This window comes from Streptomyces sp. NPDC043427 (assembly GCF_056436655.1).
Genome location: NZ_JBWKCC010000027.1, coordinates 50,997 through 70,500, shown reverse-complemented (window position 1 = coordinate 70,500; position 19,504 = coordinate 50,997). Strand labels below are relative to the sequence as shown.

General features: G+C 71.9%; 14 protein-coding genes, 4 tRNA genes, 1 other RNA gene and 1 pseudogene. 11 read left to right on the top strand and 9 right to left on the bottom strand.

Annotated features, from left to right (window positions below):
- Nucleotides 1–6: 6 nt before the first annotated feature.
- A pseudogene (locus AC067M_RS33280) lies at nucleotides 7–312 on the top strand (tyrosine-type recombinase/integrase); the annotation flags it as partial.
- 79 nt (nucleotides 313–391) lie between these two features.
- Here the strand turns inward: AC067M_RS33280 and AC067M_RS33275 are convergent.
- Nucleotides 392–479, bottom strand: a tRNA-Ser gene (locus AC067M_RS33275).
- A gap of 73 nt (nucleotides 480–552) precedes the next feature.
- On the opposite strand from AC067M_RS33275, the gene ffs reads away from it, so the two are divergent.
- The 6 genes from ffs (at nucleotide 553) to AC067M_RS33245 (ending at nucleotide 10,033) form a co-directional block, all read left to right on the top strand.
- Nucleotides 553–647, top strand: an RNA gene (gene ffs / locus AC067M_RS33270) — signal recognition particle sRNA small type.
- Nucleotides 648–691: 44 nt separating this feature from the next.
- Nucleotides 692–3,283: a DNA polymerase III subunit gamma and tau gene (locus tag AC067M_RS33265; RefSeq protein ID WP_478700751.1), complete on the top strand. Its 2,592-nt coding sequence runs from the start codon at nucleotides 692–694 to the stop codon at nucleotides 3,281–3,283.
- A gap of 101 nt (nucleotides 3,284–3,384) precedes the next feature.
- Nucleotides 3,385–4,638, top strand: a complete 1,254-nt coding sequence (gene purD, locus AC067M_RS33260) for a phosphoribosylamine--glycine ligase (protein ID WP_478700750.1) — start codon at nucleotides 3,385–3,387, stop codon at nucleotides 4,636–4,638.
- A 417-nt stretch (nucleotides 4,639–5,055) separates the two neighbouring features.
- Entirely contained in the window at nucleotides 5,056–7,350 is a 2,295-nt protein-coding gene (locus tag AC067M_RS33255) for a M48 family metalloprotease (protein ID WP_478700749.1), read from the top strand.
- Between the two features lie 209 nt (nucleotides 7,351–7,559).
- On the top strand, nucleotides 7,560–9,062 hold the full coding sequence (locus AC067M_RS33250; protein ID WP_478700748.1) for a N,N-dimethylformamidase beta subunit family domain-containing protein: 1,503 nt from the start codon (nucleotides 7,560–7,562) through the stop codon (nucleotides 9,060–9,062).
- A 71-nt stretch (nucleotides 9,063–9,133) separates the two neighbouring features.
- Nucleotides 9,134–10,033, top strand: coding sequence for a phosphoribosylaminoimidazolesuccinocarboxamide synthase (locus tag AC067M_RS33245; protein WP_478700747.1), 900 nt, complete (start codon nucleotides 9,134–9,136; stop codon nucleotides 10,031–10,033).
- Nucleotides 10,034–10,089: 56 nt separating this feature from the next.
- Here the strand turns inward: AC067M_RS33245 and AC067M_RS33240 are convergent.
- The 8 genes from AC067M_RS33240 to AC067M_RS33205 all read right to left on the bottom strand — a co-directional run bounded on the left by AC067M_RS33240 (nucleotide 10,090) and on the right by AC067M_RS33205 (nucleotide 14,649).
- Nucleotides 10,090–10,162, bottom strand: a tRNA-Gly gene (locus tag AC067M_RS33240).
- 23 nt (nucleotides 10,163–10,185) lie between these two features.
- Nucleotides 10,186–10,794 (bottom strand): response regulator, encoded by a 609-nt coding sequence (locus tag AC067M_RS33235; protein WP_478700746.1) that lies wholly within the window; start codon nucleotides 10,792–10,794, stop codon nucleotides 10,186–10,188.
- Nucleotides 10,791–12,101: a sensor histidine kinase gene (locus tag AC067M_RS33230; protein WP_478700812.1), complete on the bottom strand. Its 1,311-nt coding sequence runs from the start codon at nucleotides 12,099–12,101 to the stop codon at nucleotides 10,791–10,793. Before AC067M_RS33230 ends, AC067M_RS33235 begins: the two co-directional genes overlap by 4 nt.
- The gene (locus AC067M_RS33225; protein WP_478700745.1) at nucleotides 12,083–12,889 is read right to left on the bottom strand and encodes an ABC transporter permease; all 807 of its coding nucleotides are present in this window, start codon (nucleotides 12,887–12,889) and stop codon (nucleotides 12,083–12,085) included. The genes AC067M_RS33230 and AC067M_RS33225 overlap by 19 nt, the downstream gene beginning before the upstream one ends.
- A complete protein-coding gene (locus AC067M_RS33220; protein ID WP_478700744.1) occupies nucleotides 12,886–13,845 on the bottom strand; it encodes an ABC transporter ATP-binding protein in 960 nt (319 codons plus the stop codon). The genes AC067M_RS33225 and AC067M_RS33220 overlap by 4 nt, the downstream gene beginning before the upstream one ends.
- A 135-nt stretch (nucleotides 13,846–13,980) precedes the next feature.
- A tRNA-Gly gene (locus tag AC067M_RS33215) sits at nucleotides 13,981–14,053 on the bottom strand.
- An 80-nt stretch (nucleotides 14,054–14,133) separates the two neighbouring features.
- Nucleotides 14,134–14,205 (bottom strand) — tRNA-Gly (locus AC067M_RS33210).
- Nucleotides 14,206–14,331: 126 nt separating this feature from the next.
- On the bottom strand, nucleotides 14,332–14,649 hold the full coding sequence (locus tag AC067M_RS33205) for a histone-like nucleoid-structuring protein Lsr2 (RefSeq protein ID WP_478700743.1): 318 nt from the start codon (nucleotides 14,647–14,649) through the stop codon (nucleotides 14,332–14,334).
- Between the two features lie 309 nt (nucleotides 14,650–14,958).
- Between AC067M_RS33205 and purS the strand changes: the two genes are divergently transcribed.
- From purS to AC067M_RS33185, 4 genes are all read left to right on the top strand, one after another.
- Nucleotides 14,959–15,222, top strand: a complete 264-nt coding sequence (gene purS / locus AC067M_RS33200) for a phosphoribosylformylglycinamidine synthase subunit PurS (RefSeq protein ID WP_007383088.1) — start codon at nucleotides 14,959–14,961, stop codon at nucleotides 15,220–15,222.
- Nucleotides 15,219–15,923, top strand: a complete 705-nt coding sequence (gene purQ, locus AC067M_RS33195) for a phosphoribosylformylglycinamidine synthase subunit PurQ (RefSeq protein ID WP_478700742.1) — start codon at nucleotides 15,219–15,221, stop codon at nucleotides 15,921–15,923. The genes purS and purQ overlap by 4 nt, the downstream gene beginning before the upstream one ends.
- Nucleotides 15,920–18,178, top strand: a complete 2,259-nt coding sequence (gene purL, locus AC067M_RS33190) for a phosphoribosylformylglycinamidine synthase subunit PurL (RefSeq protein ID WP_478700741.1) — start codon at nucleotides 15,920–15,922, stop codon at nucleotides 18,176–18,178. The genes purQ and purL overlap by 4 nt, the downstream gene beginning before the upstream one ends.
- A gap of 107 nt (nucleotides 18,179–18,285) precedes the next feature.
- A complete protein-coding gene (locus AC067M_RS33185) occupies nucleotides 18,286–19,500 on the top strand; it encodes a hypothetical protein (protein ID WP_478700740.1) in 1,215 nt (404 codons plus the stop codon).
- The last annotated feature ends 4 nt before the right edge of the window (nucleotides 19,501–19,504 follow it).

Below are 19,504 nucleotides of genomic sequence, written 5' to 3'. Positions count from 1 at the left end.
GCCGCAGGGAAGGGGAACGTCTTCGCCTCGCCGACCGGCGGCCCTCTCAGCTCCGAGACCGACTTCCACATCTGGAAGCGGCTCCTGCGGGACGCCGGCGTCCGCGACGGCCGTCTCCATGACGCTCGCCACGCCGCCACGACCGTCCTCCTGATCTTCGGCGTCCCCGACGTCGTGATTGACCGATCATGGGTTGGGAGCCCGGGAGCGGCCCGGATGCGCGCTCGGTACATGCACGTGACCGGGACCATGCTCCGAAAAGTCGCTCAACAAGTCGGCGATGCGCTCTGGGAGCTCCCGGACGCGAACTGAGACGGAAACTGAGACGGACAATGTCGAAGGGCCCCACCGCGAACGGTGGGGCCCTTCGACATCGTGCCCGGTGAGGCACTGGCGGAGGATACGAGATTCGAACTCGTGAGGGGTTGCCCCCAACACGCTTTCCAAGCGTGCGCCCTAGGCCTCTAGGCGAATCCTCCGCCGGAAACATTACATGACCGAGAGGAGTGCTCGCGAACTCGTTCCCGCCCCCTGCCATCGGGTACTGTTTGGGCAGCCCCTCACGCGGCGCTATCTGACTGAACTCCCCCAGGGCCGGAAGGCAGCAAGGGTAGGTTGGCTCTGGCGGGTGCGTGGGGGGCGTTTGCGTGTGCGGTCCGCTTTGTCAGTGGGCGCCTATAACCTCGTAGGCGTGTCGTCTCTCGCGCTGTACCGCCGCTATCGCCCGGAGTCGTTCGCCGAGGTCATCGGGCAGGAGCATGTCACCGACCCGTTGCAGCAGGCGCTGCGGAACAACCGGGTCAATCACGCGTACCTGTTCAGCGGTCCGCGTGGATGTGGCAAGACGACCAGCGCGCGCATCCTGGCCCGCTGTCTGAACTGTGAGCAAGGTCCCACGCCCACGCCGTGCGGTGAGTGCGAATCGTGCAAGGACCTCGCACGGAACGGACCCGGGTCCATCGACGTCATCGAGATCGACGCCGCCTCGCACGGTGGTGTGGACGACGCCCGTGACCTGCGCGAAAAGGCCTTCTTCGGGCCCGCCCGCAGCCGGTACAAGATCTACATCATCGACGAGGCCCACATGGTCACGTCGGCAGGCTTCAACGCGCTGCTCAAGGTCGTCGAGGAGCCGCCGGAGCATCTCAAGTTCATCTTCGCCACGACCGAGCCGGAGAAGGTCATCGGGACCATTCGGTCGCGGACCCATCACTATCCGTTCCGGCTCGTGCCGCCCGGGACCCTGCGGGAGTACCTGGGCGAGGTGTGTCAGAAGGAGGACATCCCCGTCGAGGAGGGTGTGCTGCCGCTCGTCGTGCGGGCCGGTGCCGGATCCGTGCGTGACTCCATGTCCGTCATGGACCAGCTCCTCGCCGGCGCGGGCGCGGACGGTGTGACGTATGCCATGGCGACCTCCCTCCTCGGCTACACGGACGGCTCGCTGCTCGACTCCGTGGTCGAGGCCTTCGCCACCGGTGACGGGTCCGTCGCCTTCGAGGTCGTGGACCGGGTGATCGAGGGCGGCAACGACCCTCGGCGATTCGTCGCCGACCTGCTGGAGCGGCTGCGGGATCTGGTGATCATCGCCGCCGTCCCGGATGCCGTGGAGAAGGGGCTCATCGACGCCCCGGCCGACGTACTGGAGCGGATGCAGGCCCAGGCGGGCGTCTTCGGCGCCGCCGAGCTCAGCCGCGCCGCCGACCTCGTCAACGAGGGGCTGACCGAGATGCGGGGAGCCACCTCTCCTCGCCTCCAGCTCGAGCTGATCTGCGCGCGCGTGATGCTCCCCGCTGCCTACGGCGACGAACGTTCCGTCATGGCCCGCCTCGACCGGCTCGAGCGCGGCGTGAACTTCTCGGCGGGCGGCGCGAGCGGCGCGGGCGGCGCGATGCCTGCCATGGGGTACGTGCCGGGTCCCGAGGCGCATGGGCACGGGGGAGTGGTGCAGGGGGGAGTGACGCAGGGGAGTGCGCCGGGCACCGGTGCGCAGATCCCGCCGGGGGGCGGCGCGGCCGCTGCTCGGGCCGCGGTGCGTGCTTCGGGTCCCGCTTCGTCCGGTGCGCCGGGAGCGGCGGCGGGTCAGCCCTCGGCTCCCGCTCCGGCTCCCGCCGCAGGTCCTGCTCCGGGGTCCGGCCAGGCCCCCGCTCCGGCTCCCGCTGCAGGTCCTGCTCCGGGGCCCGGCCAGGCTCCGGCTGCCGACCCGGCCCCCGCTCCGGCCTCCGGGCCCGAGCAGGCTCCCGGTCCCGGCTCGGTACAGACGCCCGCCCCCGCCCCGGCCTCCGCCGGGATGGACACCGCCGCCGCCTCCGCGCCGGCGGATCAGGGCGGCCCCGGCGCAGGTTCCGGACCGTCCCAGCCCGCCCCCGCGTCCGCCCCCGGCGCCTGGCCCACCGCCGCCGGTGCCGGCAGCGGTCGGCGACCCGGAGGCTGGCCCACGGCGACGCCCGCGGGTGGCGGCCGACCTGCCGCTACGCCCACCCCCGCCGCGCCCGCCTCCTCCGCCCCGGCCGCGCCCCCGGCAACCCCGCAGGCCGCCCCTGCTCCGGCCGCTGCCGCCTCGTACGCACCCCCTGCCGGTGGCCTCGACCCGCGCATGCTCTGGCCGAACATCCTGGAGGCGGTGAAGAACCGCCGCCGGTTCACCTGGATCCTGCTCAGCCAGAACGCCCAGGTCGCCGGCTTCGACGGCACCACCCTCCAGCTCGGCTTCGTCAACGCCGGCGCCCGTGACAACTTCGCGGGCAGCGGCAGCGAGGACGTACTGCGGCAGGCGCTGGCCGAGCAGTTCAACGTCCACTGGAAGATCGAGGCGATCGTCGACCCCTCGGGCGGCTCCGCGCCCCCGTCGACCGGCGGCTACGGCGGAGGCGGCGCCCCCGGCGGCTACGGCGCCCAGGGTGGCCAGGGTGGGCAAGGAGCCGCGGGCGGCGGCCAGGGTGGCTACGGCGGCCAGGGCGCCTCGGGCGGTTACGGCGGCTCGGGCGGTGGTTACGGGAGCTCGGGCGGAGGCGGTACGGCCGCCCCGCGCCCGGCGTCGGCCCAGTTCACGTCCGCCTCCTCCACGTCGCCGGGCTCAGCGCCGACTCCCGCCCCCGCCCACACGTCTAACCCCGCTCCGGCGTCCCGCCCGTCCGCCGCGCCCGAGCCGCCGCCGTCCGTCTCCATCGAGGACGACATCCCCGAGGACGACGATCCCGACCTGAACGAGTCGGCCCTCTCCGGGTACGACCTGATCGTGCGGGAGCTGGGGGCGACGGTGGTGGAGGAGTTCACGAACGAGTAGTCAAGGGGAAGCCGCTTTGGAGGAACCCACAATCCCTCCACCCCCGGCCCTTGAGAAGCCCGCACAAACCCATTCCCCTTCCTGCCGTTAGGCTGACCCCCGTGAAGGTCCTCGTCATCGGCAGCGGCGCCCGCGAACACGCCCTGTGCCGCTCCCTGTCCCTCGACCCCGCCGTCACCGCGCTGCACTGCGCTCCCGGCAACGCCGGCATCGCCGAGGTCGCCGAGCTGCACCAGGTCGACGCGCTCGACGGCAAGGCCGTGTCCGAACTCGCCACGGAACTCGGCGCCGAGCTCGTGGTCGTGGGCCCGGAGGCACCTCTCGTCGCCGGGGTCGCCGACGCCGTGCGCGAGGCGGGTATCCCGGTCTTCGGTCCGTCCGGCCAGGCCGCGCAGCTCGAGGGCTCCAAGGCGTTCGCCAAGGACGTGATGGCAGCGGCCTCCGTGCCCACCGCCCGCTCCTACGTCTGTACGACCCCGGAGGAGGTCGCCGAGGCCCTCGACGCCTTCGGCGCCCCGTACGTCGTGAAGGACGACGGCCTCGCAGCCGGCAAGGGTGTCGTCGTGACCGACGACCTCGACGCCGCCGCCGCGCACGCCGCCGCCTGCGAACGCGTCGTCATCGAGGAGTTCCTCGACGGCCCGGAGGTCTCCCTCTTCGCGGTCACCGACGGCGAGACGGTCGTCCCGCTCCAGCCCGCCCAGGACTTCAAGCGCGCCCTCGACGGCGACGAGGGCCCGAACACGGGCGGCATGGGCGCGTACTCGCCGCTGCCCTGGGCCGACCCGAAGCTGGTCGAGGAGGTCCTGGAGACCGTCCTGCAGCCGACCGTCGACGAGATGCGCCGCCGCGGCACCCCCTTCTCCGGCCTGCTCTACGCCGGCCTCGCGATCACCAGCCGGGGCGTCCGCGTCATCGAGTTCAACGCCCGCTTCGGCGACCCGGAGACCCAGGTCGTCCTGGCACGCCTCCGGACCCCGCTCGCCGGTCTCCTGATGGCGGCCGCCAGTGGCAACCTCGCGCACCTGGAGCCCCTGCGCTGGAGCGACGACGCGGCCGTCACCGTCGTCGTCGCCTCGCACAACTACCCCGGCACCCCGCGCACCGGCGACCCGATCACCGGCCTCGACGAGGTGGCCGCCGAGGACGCCCCGCACGCGTACGTCCTGCACGCCGGGACCAAGCGCGACGGTGACGCCGTCGTCAGCGCCGGCGGCCGCGTCCTCTCCGTCACCGCGACCGGCGAGGACCTGACGCAGGCCCGCGACCGGGCGTACCGCGCGGTCGAGCGCATCCGCCTGGACGGCTCCCAGCACCGCACGGACATCGCGGCGAAGGCGGCGGCCTCGCAGTAGGGCCGGGGCGCGTGGCCGGCATCGCGGGCGCGCACCGTGCCCACATGCGCACCCAGCCCGCGCGCACCGAGCCCGCGTGCGCCGAGCCCGCGTGCGCCGAGCCCGCGTGCGCCGAGCCCGCGTGCGCCGAACGCGAGCGCTCACCCGATGAACCCGACAGGCCCCGGATCCGTCTCTGGATTCGGGGCCTGATCCTTGCCCAACGTCATCCAGCTCTCCCCAAAGCCATTCCATCGAGTGACCGCTGGCCCATACGGCTGACGTGGGCCGAAGCCCCAACTAGGGTGCGGCGCAAGCATTCCGGCACTTGGCCCACCGGCATTGCGATGTCAGTCGTGGGTGCCACAGTGGGGGAGTGAGCAACGCCAGGAAAGCGCAGCGGAAAGCGCCAGGACGGCAGGGGGGTGAGGTCGGGTCGTGACCGGCATCGGGATGGAAGCGGGGGCACAGGCAGCGCGCGTCCGGGCCCTCGCCGTGCTGCGCATCCGCAGCCGCGCGCTGGCCGTCGCCGTGTTGCCCGCGGCCGCCGCCGTGATCCTGCTCGCCGGCGGTTCCACCGGCCACCTCGTCGGCCCGGGCTGGGACGCGGCCCGCTGGGCGGTGTCCGTGGTGGCGGTCGTCGTGCTGGTCGCGGCCGGCGTCATCGCCCTGGTCGTCGCCCGCTCCCGACCCGCGGTGAGCCCCACGGTGCCGATCTCGGAACAGGCGGCACCCGATCTGTACCGCCTGGTGCGTGACCTGGCCGACCGCCTCGACGTGCCCGCCCCCTCGGCCGTGGCGCTCACCCCGGACTGTGACAGCTGGCTGGAGGACCGCACCCACCGCGCCCACGGCCCGCCCCCGCCCGAGGGCCGCGACGAGGTGGCGGCGGGGCGCCACTCCCATCGGCGTACGACGGCCGCGCCCGTCCTCGTCATAGGCTCCCCGTTCCTGTGGTGGATGCGCGTCGGTGAGCTGCGCGCTGTCCTCGCCCCGGTCGTCGCGGGTACGGGCCCTTCGGCGCACCCGGACATAGCCGCCGCCCGCCGCTTCGTACGTGGCCTGGACGCGGCGGTGGCCGTGGCCTCGACGCAGGGCCGCTGCCCCCTGTTCCGCTCGGGGTGCGCGGGGATCGGCTGGGTGGCCCGCCTGTTGCTGCGCAGCTGTCGGGGGCACGCGGCCGAGATGGAGCGGGGCGTGGCCGCCGCGGCCGCCGAGCGTGCACAGGCTGTGGATTACGGGCTGCGGATCGTCGCCCAGGAGCAGGTGGGCCTGGCGTACGCGGGCTGGGACCGGCTGCTCACACGCGTCGCACTTCCCGCCTGGCGGATGGGCCGCTGGCCCTCCCGGCTGGACGCGGGCGTCGTGGCCGCGCTGACCGAGCTGTCCCGTCGGGACCGGCTGGCCGAGGGGTTCGCCTCCCGGCTGGGCGAGCGTCCAGCCTGCGACCTGCTCGAAGAGCCCGGCGCGATCGACGAGGCCGCCTCGCTCCTGGCCGCCCGCCTCTTCCACGGCGGGCCCGCCGAGACCGGCTCCGACTGGTCCCCGGTCGACTGGCAGGAGTATCCGGAGGAGGTCGTCGACCGAAAGTGGCGCACCGACGCCGCGCGCCTCCACCGCGCCCTCGACAACCTCGGCGTACGCCGCTGCCAGGACGACCCCGCCCCCTCGGACCCCACAGCCCCGCAGCACTCCCCCTCGGACAACGACGGCCCCACCCTCTCCCGAGTCCTGGACCACCTCACGGGCTCCCCGCATCCCAGCTCGCCCACCGAGCCGCACAGCGGGTCGCCCGCGATGACCGAGCTCCACACCGAGCCCGCCGCGTCGGCCGAGACGAACGGGGAGTCCGCGCCGTCCGTCGAGCGGCAGGCAGCGTCGGCCGCGCCGGGCGAGTCGCACGGGGAGCCCGCAGCGCCCGCAGAGTTCCACGGCGCGTCCGCCGCGTCCGCCGCGTCCTCCGCAGAGCCGCACGCCGCGTCCGCCGAGCCGCACGGCGAGCCCGCCGAGCCGCACAGCGAGCCCGTAGGGCCCGCAGAGCCGTCCGCTGGGTCCGTCGAGCCGTCCGCCGCGTCCGCCGAGCTGCACAGCGACCCCGTGACGCCCGCCGAGCCGCACGGCGACCCCGTGACGCCCGCCGAGCCGCACGGCGACCCCGCGACGTCCACCGAGCCGCACAGCGCCCCCCCAGCTCCCCTCGCCCCCACCACCCCGGCCCCCGACGCCGCCACCTCAACCCCAGCCCCCACTTCCCCCTACACCCCCACCTCCCCCTACACCCCCACCGATGAGCTAGAAGACGACGAGCCACCCCCGCCCAACCCCCGCAGCGCCGCCCTGGCCGCCCGTCTCACCGCCGAGCTCGCCCGTGAGGAAGCCGCCTCCGCGCCGCAGGGTGCCGATGCCCCGCCCGCCCCCGGCCAGGGCAGCCCCGAAACCGCTCTCTGGGACGACGGGACGCTCCCCCTATTCCCGCTCCAGCCCCCACGCACCCCGCGTGAACTCCTCGCCGACCACGTCACGGCGATGGTGTGCTGCGCAGCGATGGACACCGCCGGCGCCACCCCGGGCCTGGACTGGCTCGACGGCCCCTCCCTCCTGGTCAACGGTGAGAGGACCACCGACCTGGCTCCCCGGGTCCTCAGCCTGATAGAGGACGGCGACCCGACCCCGCTGCGAGCCTGGATGGTCGAGCTGGGGATACGCCCGGAGAAGCCGGTACGGCTCGTCTGATCACCGCGCCTGATCAGCTCCTCTGATGCGCCCGGTATGACCTCCCTCTGACCGGACAACCCGGTTCCACTTTCGGTCAATTCGCAACGAATAGTGACAGCCTGCGTGCGTTATGTGATGTGCTGGGACCGATCGCGCACATGGCAAAGGCTTGCGACATAGGCCACGCACGTACGAGGCACACAGGGGCACGAGGGAGGGGAGCAAACATGGGGTCGGAGCAGATCCGCCGCTGGGAGTCGGGAGCGTTGGCGCACGCCGTGACGGACCCCTTCGGCCAGGGCCCCGTCCCCTGGCTGCGCGGCACCGAGACGTACTTCGGCGACACCGGCCAAGTCGTCCCCTGGTACGTGGACCAGATGGACCCGAACCCAGCGGACCACTCGCCCGAAGCTCCCAGGATCCCAGCCCCGCGGGCCGCCGGAGGCCCCCGCTCGGCCGACGACGTCCGCCGCCAGATCAAGGGCTTCGTCTCCACCGGCGCGGTCGCCCCCGGCGAGGCCGTCGACTTCCACGTCACCGTCGACCCGCCCCAGGAATTCAGCGTCGACATCTACCGCATCGGCCACTACGGCGGTGACGGCGCCGCCAAGGTCACCACCAGCCCGCGCCTGTCCGGCATCGTCCAGCCCCAGCCGCTGACCGCCGACCGCACGGTCTCCTGCCACCACTGGTGGCTGTCCTGGCGGATGCAGATCCCGTCGTACTGGAGCCTCGGCGCGTACGTCGCCGTGCTCACCACCGCCGACGGCTACCGCTCCCACATCCCCTTCACGGTCCGCGACAACCGCCCCGCAGACTTGCTCCTGCTGCTCCCCGACATCACCTGGCAGGCCTACAACCTCTATCCGGAGGACGGCCGCATCGGCGCCAGCCTCTACCACGCCTGGGACGAGAACGGCCGCCTCCTCGGCGAGGCCGACGCCGCGACCACGGTCTCCTTCGACCGGCCGTACGCGGGCGCCGGCCTCCCGCTCCACGTCGGCCACGCCTACGACTTCATCCGCTGGGCCGAACGCTACGGCTACGACCTCGCCTACGCCGACGCCCGCGACCTGCACGCCGGCCGCGTCGACGCCACCCGCTACCGGGGCCTGGTCTTCCCCGGCCACGACGAGTACTGGTCGAACGCCATGCGCCGGGGCGCGGAGCTCGCCGTGGAGAACGGCACGTCGCTCGTGTTCCTGTCCGCGAACAGCATGTACTGGCAGGTGGAGCTCGGCCCCTCGCCCTCCGGCGTCCCCGACCGGTTACTCACCTGCCGTAAACGCAAGGGCCCCGGCAAGCCGCTCCTCTGGCGGGAGGTCGACCGCCCCGAGCAGCAGCTGGTGGGCATCCAGTACGCGGGCCGCGTCCCCGAGCCCCACCCGCTGATCGTGCGCAACGCCGGGCACTGGCTGTGGGAGGCGACCGGCGCACACGAGGGCGACGAGATCGAGGGCCTGGTCGCGGGCGAGGCCGACCGATACTTCCCACGCGCCCCGCTCCCCGAGCACGAGGAGCGCATCCTGCTCGCCCACTCTCCGTACACCGACGGCGACGGCGTCCTGCGCCACCAGGAGACCTCCCTCTACCGCGCCCCCTCCGGCGCCCTGGTCTTCGCGGCCGGAACCTTCGCCTGGTCCCCGGCCCTGGACCGACCGGGCCACGTGGACCCACGAGTCCAGCGCGCCACAGCAAACCTCCTGGACCGCATCTGCAAACGCGAGTGACCCCCCGTCCTCGAGCAGCCGTCCTCGTACGGGACAATCGACGCACTTGGACAGAACCACGGGGAGGAACCGTGTCCGGATTCGTCGAAAAGCCCGAGCCGATCCAGGTCCCGGGTCTGGTGCATCTGCACACCGGCAAGGTGCGCGAGCTGTACCAGAACGAGGCGGGCGACCTCGTGATGGTCGCCAGCGACCGCATCTCCGCCTTCGACTGGGTGCTGCCGACCGAGATCCCCGACAAGGGCCGCGTCCTCACCCAGCTCTCCCTGTGGTGGTTCGACCAGTTCGCCGACCTGGTCCCCAACCATGTACTGAGCACCGAGCTGCCCGCCGGCGCCCCCGCCGACTGGGCCGGCCGCGCCCTCGTCTGCAAGTCCCTGCAGATGGCCCCCGTGGAGTGCGTGGCGCGCGGCTACCTCACGGGCTCCGGCCTGGTCGAGTACAACGACTCCCGCACCGTCTGCGGCCTCGCCCTCCCCGAGGGCCTCGTCGACGGCTCCGAGCTGCCCGCCCCGATCTTCACCCCGGCCACCAAGGCCGCCGTCGGAGAGCACGACGAGAACGTCTCCTACGAGGAGGTCGTGCGCCAGGTCGGCGCCGACACCGCCGCCCAGCTGCGCCAGGCGACCCTCGCCATCTACGGCCGGGCCCGCGACATCGCCCGGGCACGGGGAATCATCCTCGCCGACACGAAGTTCGAGTTCGGCTTCGACGGGGAGACCCTCGTCGTCGCGGACGAGGTGCTCACCCCCGACTCCTCCCGCTTCTGGCCGGCCGACCAGTGGCAGCCGGGCCGCGCGCAGCCGTCGTACGACAAGCAGTACGTCCGCGACTGGCTCACCTCGGCGGAGTCCGGCTGGGACCGCAAGAGCGAGCAGCCCCCGCCGCCGCTGCCCGAGCAGGTCGTCGAGGCCACCCGCGCCAAGTACATCGAGGCGTACGAACGCCTGACGGGCACGAGCTGGGCGTAGCCCCGGACAAAGGGACACGAAAAAGCCCCCCGGCGGAAACCGGGGGGCCGATCCAGAGCGGACGACGAGGTTCGAACTCGCGACCTCAACCTTGGCAAGGTTGCGCTCTACCAACTGAGCTACGTCCGCGTTGCGCCGTGGCGCGAGACCAACTATACCCAACCTCGCTCGCGAGCGAGACGTACCGCCGTGTGCCGGTTTTCCGCCCCGAGCTTGGATGCGGCCGAGGAGAGGTAGTTCCGCACGGTCCCCTGGGACAGCGCGGCCCGCTCGGCGATCTCCGCGACGGGCGCCCCGTCGGCCGCGAGTTCCAGCACCTCGGCCTCCCGGGCGGTCAGCGGGGAGTCACCGGCGGAGATCGCGTCGGCGGCCAACTCGGGGTCGACGTAACGGTTTCCCCCGTGGACCGTGCGGATGATCTCGGCGAGCCGCTGCGCGCTGACGGTCTTGGGGACGAACCCGCGCACACCTGCGGCAAGCGCCCGCTTCAGATGCCCGGGCCGGCCGTGACTGGTGACGATGAGCACCTGGCAGGCGGGCAGCTCCGCCCGCAGGGATGTGGCGACCTTCACACCGTCGGCGCCCGGCATCTGCAGATCCAGGACGGCGACGTCGGGCGCGTGCGCCCGCGCCATCGCCAGCGCCTCCGGTCCGGTGGCCGCCTCCGCGACGATCATCAGGTCGTCCTCCAGGGACAACAGCGCGGCCAGCGCGCCCCGGATGAGGTGCTCGTCGTCGGCGAGCAGCACCCGCACGGTCACGAGGCCACCTCCGCCGACGCCACCGGCACCTGCGCCACCAGCCGGAACACCCCGGCGTCCGTCGGCCCCGCCACAAGCGTCCCGTCCACCGCCGCCAGCCGCTCCCGCAGCCCGGCGAGCCCCGAGCCGGAGCCCCTGCCGGGCGACGCGGCCGCCCCGGTTGCCCCAGTCGCCCCGTCGTTCTCCACCGTCAGCACCACGTGCCCCTCCGTCACCCGTAGCCCCACCGAACACCGGCCGGCGTCCCCGTGCCGCAGCACGTTGGTCGTCGCCTCCCGCACCACCCAGGCGAGCGCCGACTGCACCTCGCCCGGCAGCCCGACCGCCTCCCCACTCACCTCGCAGGTGATCCCGGCCGCAGTCAACACGCCCTGCGCACCGGCGAGTTCGACGCCCAGGTCGGCGTCCCGGTACCCCCGTACGACGTCCCGCACCTCGCGCTGGGACTCCTGCGCGATCCGCTGCACCTCGATCATCTGCTCCACCGCCTCGGGCCGCCCGCGTCGCGCCAGCTGCACGGACAGTTCGCTCTTCAGCGCGATGACGGCCAGGTTGCGGCCCATCACGTCGTGCAGGTCCCGCCCGAACCGCAGCCGCTCCTCGGCGACGGCGAGCCGGGCACGCGTCTCGCGGGCCTCGTCGAGCTCGTAGACGGCGTTGAGGAGCCACACGGAGAAGATCGAGGTGAAGGCGAGGAACCCGCTGCCCACCATCACCATCAGCGCGGTGCCCAGCGCGGCGAGCCCGGGCACGCCCAGGAGGAACGCCACCAGGCCCGAGCCCGCCGCGAAGCCGGCCACGACCGCGAACACCCGCCGTCGCCTGCGGACGCCGAGCGACATGACACCGGAACCGAAGACCAGGACGACCCCGAAGGTCCCGCCCACCGCGGCGTCGACGCCCTCACCGTCGGGGCCGCGCTGCGCGATGCCGATCGCCGCGACGGCCACCAGCGCGGTGACGACGCCCAGCGTCCACACCATCCGCAGGGGCTGTTCACGGCGTCCCCGCGTCCAGTCCAGCGCCATCGACGCGGTCACACCACAGGCGAGGGCGTGCACGGACAGCGTCAGCAGCAGCACACCCGCCAGTCGCGGCCCCACGTTCCCGAACAGGGGCAGCCCGAGCGCGGCCACCTCGATCACGGCGAAGAGGTGGAACGTCCAGCGGGTGTACCACTCGACCTTCGCCGGTGTGCTCTTGTTCCGCCACCAACGCCCCGGCCCGCCCATCTCCCCGTGCCCCCCGATTTCCGTGATGTCCTCGGTTCCCCCGTGTCGCGCCGACGTCAGCGCCGCGGCTCCCAGCGGAACCACCGCCGTACAGCAAACACCGCGATCACCGTCCAGGCCAGCGCGGTGGCGAGGGTGCCCAGCGCCTCGTACGCCGACAGGTCACCGGTCCAGCCGCCGCGCACCAGGGTGATGACCGGTGACAGCGGCAGCAGTTCGCACACCGAGGCCACGTTGTCGGGCAGCAGCTCCAGGGGGAAGGTGACACCGGAACCGACCATCGACACCAGCATCAGCGGCATCGTGGTGACCTGTGCGCTCTCCACGGTCCGGGTCAGGCCGGCGGTGGCCCCCGCGAGGGCCGCGCACATCGCCAGGCCCAACAGCAGGCCCAGGACGGCGAGATGGGGCGCCTCGGGCGCGGGGACGTCGAGGAGGACCGTGCAGCCCACCGCCAGCAGCAGGGACTGTACGAGGCCCGTGACGACGGCCGGCAGTGCGGCCCCGGTGAGGATCTCCACGTCCCGCAGCTCACCGGTGCGCAGCCGCTTCAGCACGAGTTCCTCGCGCCGGGCCGTGTAGACGCCGACGAGCGTGCCGTACACCGCGAACAGCAGCGAGAAGCCGATCGCGGCGGGCAGCAGCACGAGGCCGACCGTGAGACCGGCCTCCTCCACGTCCATCTGGCCGACCGCCGACTGCACGCTGAACGGCAGCGCCAGCGGCACGAGTACGGCCGTCACGAGCGCGCTCCTGCTGCGTCCGAGCAGCGTCAGTTCGGCGCGTGCCAGGGCGGCCATGCGCCCGGCGGGGGTGGTGACCTCCCGTCGGGCGGGGGTGGTGACTGCCGTCGTGCCGCTCATGCCACGTACTCCTTCTCCCGTTCCGCCCCGGACGCCTCACGCGCGATCCCCAGGAACGCCTCCTCCAGCGAGGCCGACCGCACGTCGAGCCCGCGAAGCTCGACCCCCGCCCGCTCGGCCCAGACCAGCACCGCGGTGGCCGCCCGCTGCAACTGCCGCGTCCGCAGCCGTACGACCCGGCCGTCCACCTCGTGTCCGAGGACCCCCAGCTCGCCGAGGGGCGGCAGGTCGCCGAGGAAGTACCCCTCGGGCAGTTCGAAGGAGATCCGGGACGGCTGGGCGGCGGTCACCTCGGCCGGGGTGCCGGCGGCCGCGATGCGCCCCTCGTGGAGGATCGCGAGCCGGTCGGCGAGGCCCTCCGCCTCCTCCAGGTAGTGCGTGGTCAGCAGCACGGTCGTGCCCGCGTCACGCAGCGCGCTCACCAACTCCCAGGTGTCCCGGCGCCCTTCGGCGTCAAGGCCGGTCGTCGGCTCGTCCAGGAACAGCACCTCGGGCTCCCCGAGCAGCGCGAGCGCGAGATCCAGGCGCCGCCGCTCACCCCCGGACAGCTGCTTCACCCGTACGTCGGCCTTCCCGGCGAGCCCGACCAGCCCCAGCGCCTCCTCGGTGGGACGCGCCCCGCTGACGCAGCTCGCCCACATCCGGGCGGTCTCGGCGACGGTCAGCTCGGAGGGGAAACCGCCCTCCTGGAGCATCACGCCGGTGCGGGGCCGCACGGCGGCGCGCTCGGCGTACGGGTCGTGGCCGAGGATCCGCACCCGGCCCCCGGCCGGCCGCGCGAGCCCTTCGAGGAGTTCGACCGTCGACGTCTTGCCCGCGCCGTTGGTGCCCAGCAGCGCGAAGATCTCCCCGCGGCGCACGGAGAAGCTGATTCCGCGCACCGCCTCGAACCCGCCCCCGTACACACGCCGCAGGTCAGTGACCTCAATCACGTGTCCGTGTTCGTTGGTGTTCATGGCTCAAGCGTCTCGGCACTTCGGCCCCGGAAGCAGTGCGCGGTGTCACCACTCCTCATGACAAATGTCAGACGGACACTGGCGTCTTCACGACGAAAAAACCCCCGGTCCAGAGGACCGGGGGTCTCATTCAAGAGCGGACGACGAGGTTCGAACTCGCGACCTCAACCTTGGCAAGGTTGCGCTCTACCAACTGAGCTACGTCCGCATTGCCTCCGACCGGCTCTCACCGATCGGCGCGGGCACCAGCCTACCTGATCCACAAGAGTGGTCAGACCGGCGATGCAGAGCGGGTGACAGGAATTGCACACTGCGCCTTCCCCCTGGAAGGGGGATGTTCTACTACTGAACTACACCCGCATGTACTCCGTGGGCTGGGCTTTTTCGGCCTCGCCCCTCGGCGTGCTCCAGACTCTAGCTGACCAGGAGGGGTGCAGCGCAAGTCGGTTGTTCCGAGGGGCGGGTGACCGGCCGTCGGCCCGGGGCTCACTGCGCTTCGGTGAACGCCTCGTAGACCTTCTTGGGGATGCGTCCGCGCGCGGGGACGTCCATCTTGTTGGCCTGGGCCCAGGCCCGGACGGCCGCGGGGTCGGGGGCGACCTCCGTCTGCTTGTAGGCCCTGCCGGACCTCGACCGCTTGCGGCCGGCGTCCACGTAGGGCGCGAGCGCCTTACGCAGTTTCTTGGCATTGGCTTCATTCAGGTCGATCTCGTACGACTTGCCGTCGAGTCCGAAGGCGATCGTTTCCGCCGCTTCCGAGCCGTCGATGTCGTCAAAGAGCGTGACCACGACCTTCTGCGCCACGAATATCGGTCCCTTCGTCCGGCATCGCATACAGCTCAGCTGCGGCGACGTGCCGAGTCTTGGCTATTTTCAATTCATTTGTACAGTGCGCGGCAATGCATTGTGAAGCCCGACTAAATCTGTCCGCGTGTCCGAGCGCAATAGGTATCCGGGACCGATGGGGGATCTTTCCCGTAACTTTTCGTGAACGCCCCACTCCGATACCGCATCGTGACCGCTGTCACGTAGATTCCTACAACTCTACCCGCGTAGAAATTTTGTGCGGGTAGTCTGAAGGAACCTGCTCAGCACCACACACCGGGAGTGCCAGTGGCACGCGTCGTAGTCGACGTCATGCTCAAGCCGGAGATCCTCGACCCCCAGGGCCAGGCGGTGCAGCGCGCGCTGCCGCGTCTGGGTTTCGACGGCATCTCGGACGTACGTCAGGGAAAGCGATTCGAACTGGAAGTTGACGGACCGGTCGACGAGGCCGCGCTCGCCCGCATCCATGATCTTGCGGAATCCTTCCTCGCCAACACCGTGATCGAGGACTTCACCGTCAAGGTGGAGGAAGTCGCGGAGGCCGCGAAGTGACCGCTCGTATTGGCGTCGTCACTTTCCCGGGCAGCCTCGACGACCGGGACACACAGCGCGCGATCCGCCTCGCGGGTGCCGAACCGGTCGCCCTCTGGCACAAGGACAAGGACCTCCACCAGGTCGACGCCGTGGTGCTGTGCGGTGGTTTCTCCTACGGCGACTATCTGCGCGCCGGAGCCATCGCGCGTTTCTCGCCGGTGATGGAGCCCCTGCTGGAGCAGGCCAGGGCCGGTCTGCCGGTGCTCGGCATCTGCAACGGCTTCCAGATCCTCACCGAGGCGCATCTGCTGCCGGGCACGATGCTGCGCAACGACCACCTGCACTTCATCTGCCGTGACCAGAAGCTGCGGGTGGAGAACACCGAGACCGCCTGGACCACCGACTACGCGGCCGGCCAGGAGATCAGCATCCCGCTGAAGAACAACGACGGGCAGTACGTCGCCGACGCGTACACGCTCGACAAGCTGGAGGCCGAGGGCCGTGTCGCCTTCCGGTACCTCGTCCGCGGCGAAGCCGCTGATGGATACGGCAACCCCAATGGCTCCCAGCGGGACATCGCCGGCGTCACCAACGAGGCCGGCAACGTCGTGGGTCTGATGCCGCACCCGGAGCACGCCGTGGAGCCGCTCATCGGCACCGGCCGCACCGACGGCCTCCCCTTCTTCACCTCGATCCTCAAGAAGCTGGTCAACGCATGAGCCGGACGCCTCTGGACACGGTCGAGCACGCGGCCGCGACCCCCGACGTCGAGCTGCCCTGGGCCGAACTCGGCCTGAAGAAGGACGAGTACGAGCGGGTGGTGGAGATCCTCGGCCGCCGCCCGACCGGCGCCGAACTCGCCATGTACTCGGTCATGTGGTCCGAGCACTGCTCGTACAAGTCGTCGAAGGTGCACCTGCGCCAGTTCGGCGAGAAGGCCCCGCAGTCCGACGCCCTCCTCGTCGGCATCGGCGAGAACGCGGGTGTCGTCGACGTCGGCCAGGGCTACGCGGTCACCTTCAAGGTCGAGTCGCACAACCACCCGTCCTACGTCGAGCCCTACCAGGGCGCGGCCACGGGCGTCGGCGGCATCGTCCGCGACATCATCGCGATGGGCGCCCGCCCGGTCGCGGTCGTCGACCCGCTGCGCTTCGGCGCGGCCGACCACCCCGACACCAAGCGCGTCCTCCCGGGCGTCGTCGCCGGCATCGGCGGCTACGGCAACTGTCTCGGCCTGCCCAACATCGGCGGCGAGGTCGTCTTCGACGCCTGCTACCAGGGCAACCCGCTGGTCAACGCCGGTGCCATCGGCGTCATGCGGCACGAGGACATCCACCTCGCGAAGGCGTCCGGCGCGGGCAACAAGGTCATCCTGTACGGGGCCCGGACCGGCGGCGACGGCATCGGCGGCGCGTCGATCCTGGCGAGCGAGACCTTCGACGACGCCAAGCCGTCGAAGCGCCCCGCGGTCCAGGTCGGCGACCCCTTCCAGGAGAAGCTCCTCATCGAGTGCACCCTGGAGGCCTTCAAGGAGAAGCTGGTCGTCGGCATCCAGGACCTCGGCGCGGCCGGCCTGTCCTGCGCGACGAGCGAGCTGGCGTCGAACGGCTCCGGCGGCATGCGCGTGACGCTGGACGACGTACCCCTGCGGGACTCGACTCTCTCGCCCGAGGAGATCCTCATGAGCGAGTCGCAGGAACGCATGTGCGCGGTCGTCGAGCCGGAGAAGGTCGACCGCTTCCTGGAGATCTGCGAGAAGTGGGACGTCATCGCCACCGTCATCGGCGAGGTGACCGACGGCGACCGCCTGGAGATCTACTGGCACGGCGGCAAGATCGTCGACGTCGACCCGCGCACGGTCGCGCACGACGGCCCGGTCTACGAGCGCCCGTACGCCCGCCCGTCCTGGCAGGACGAGCTGCAGGCGGACGACGCGAACAAGCTGCCGAGGCCGTCGTCGGGCGCGGAGCTGAAGGACCAGGTCCTGGAGCTGGTCGCGTCCCCCAACCAGGCCTCCAAGTCCTGGATCACCTCCCAGTACGACCACTTCGTGCAGGGCAACACGGTCCTCGCCCAGCCCGAGGACTCCGGGATGATCCGCATCGACGAGGAGAGCGGCCTGGGCGTCGCCATCGCCACCGACGGCAACGGCCGCTACGCCAAGCTCGACCCGTACGCGGGCGCGCAGCTGGCGCTGGCGGAGGCGTACCGGAACGTGGCGACGACCGGCGCGAAGCCGCTCGCCGTCTCCGACTGCCTGAACTTCGGCTCGCCCGAGGACCCGGCCGTCATGTGGCAGTTCGCGGAGGCCATCCGCGGCCTGGCAGACGCCTGCCAGCAGCTCGGCACCCCGGTGACCGGCGGCAACGTCTCCCTGTACAACCAGACGGGCGAGGTGGCCATCCACCCGACGCCCGTGGTCGCGGTCCTCGGCGTCATCGACGACGTGGCCCGCCGCACGCCGGTCGCCTTCCAGGAGGAGGGCCAGCTGCTCTACCTCCTCGGCGACACCCGTGAGGAGTTCGGCGGCTCGGCCTGGTCGCAGGTGATCCACGACCACCTCGGCGGCCTGCCCCCTCAGGTCGACCTGGAGCGCGAGCGCCTGCTCGGCGAGATCCTGATCTCCGCCAGCCGCGACGGCATGATCGACTCCGCGCACGACCTCTCCGACGGCGGCCTGATCCAGGCGGTCGTCGAGTCGGCCCTGCTCGGCGGCAAGGGCGCCCGCCTGATCGTCCCTGACGGTCTGGACGCCTTCACCCTCCTCTTCTCCGAGTCGGCGGGACGCGCGGTCGTCGCCGTGCCGCGCTCCGAGGAGGTCCGCTTCAACGACATGTGCGGCGCCCGCGGTCTGCCCGCCACCCGCATCGGCGTCGTGGACGGGGACACGGTCGAGCTCCAGGGCGAGTTCGAGCTGTCCCTGGAGGAGCTGCGCACGGCCCACGAGGGGACCATCCCGGCGCTGCTGGCCTGAGCGAGTACGACCCTGAAGGCCCCGCCCGTTCCGACGGGCGGGGCCTTCGTGCGCTGTCAGAGGCGGCTGTTAACGTCGGCGGCAGTCATCGGGGGATGGGGGAGCGGGTGCGCAAGTTTGTCAACGTGCTGCTGTGCCTGGCCGCCGTCGCCGGGATCGGCTGGAGCGGCACCGTCCTGTGGGACGAGTGGCGGACGTACCGGGCCGTGGGCTCCGGCTGCGCCGACCTCGTGCCGGTGCGCGAGGTGCGCGGCATGGACCACGCCGACCCCGTGCTCCGCAACCGAGGCTCCCTCGACCTCGACGACCTGCCCTCCGGCTGTCTGATCCAGAACGCGGGCGACGACGGAGACGCCCACGGCGCCTGGCTGTTCGAGGCCCGGGTTGACGCGGGCCCGGGCAGCGGCCGCGACACGATCGTCTCGTGGCCCGCGACCGAACTGCCCGAGCGCTTCGCCCGCCTGGAGGTCCCCGTCGGCGCGGATGTATCCGGACTCGCCGGGCCCAGCCAGACCACCGTCCGCCTCGACTGCCCCGACGGCACCTACAGGGGCAAGCCGGCCGAACGCATCGAGGTCACCGCGAGCGCTGCCTACACCGGCATGTCCTCGTACTACCCCAGGCCCGCCACCCCCGGCGACCGCAGGCGCATGGCGTCCCTCGCCGTCGCCACCGCCAACAACGTCGCCGCACGGCTCGGCTGCTCACGCCGCCTGCCCACACCCCCGGCGCGGTTGCCGCCCGTCCCTCGGCCCACCGCCGCCGGACAGGCCGACGGGACCTGCGGCTGGTACGGGCGCCTGGAGTCCCCGTCCCGCGAGCAGCTCTGGCTGCCCGACGAGGCGATCGGCGCCCCGGCCGACCCGCACGTCTTCCGCGAGCGGTGCGCCCTGCCGCTTACCACTGACAGAGCCCGCACCCTCTTCGACGCGGAATACGCCGGCACGAAGGGCATCAGCCCGGACGACGCGCCCACCGGTGATCCCTTCGAGGCGTGGTGGGCCGACGTGCAGACCTTCTACGACCAGGGCTCCCCGAGCGTCTACGTCGGCTCCACCGGCTCCACCAAGGCCACCGATGCGCCCATCTCCCCGGGCACGGCCGGCCGTCACGAGCGCACCGGCCTGTGGTGGGCCACCTCGGTCTGTGCCGGCAAGCCCGCGGTCCACGTCCTGCGCCTGCGCTACGGCTACAGCTCGATGTCCAGCCGCGCGGCCCCGCACTTCGAACGGATCTTCAGGGCCTACGTCACCGACGTCACCGCCCGCCGCGGCTGCACGGACCTGGAATTTCCCTCCAGCTCCACCTTCCGCGAGAACTAGGCTC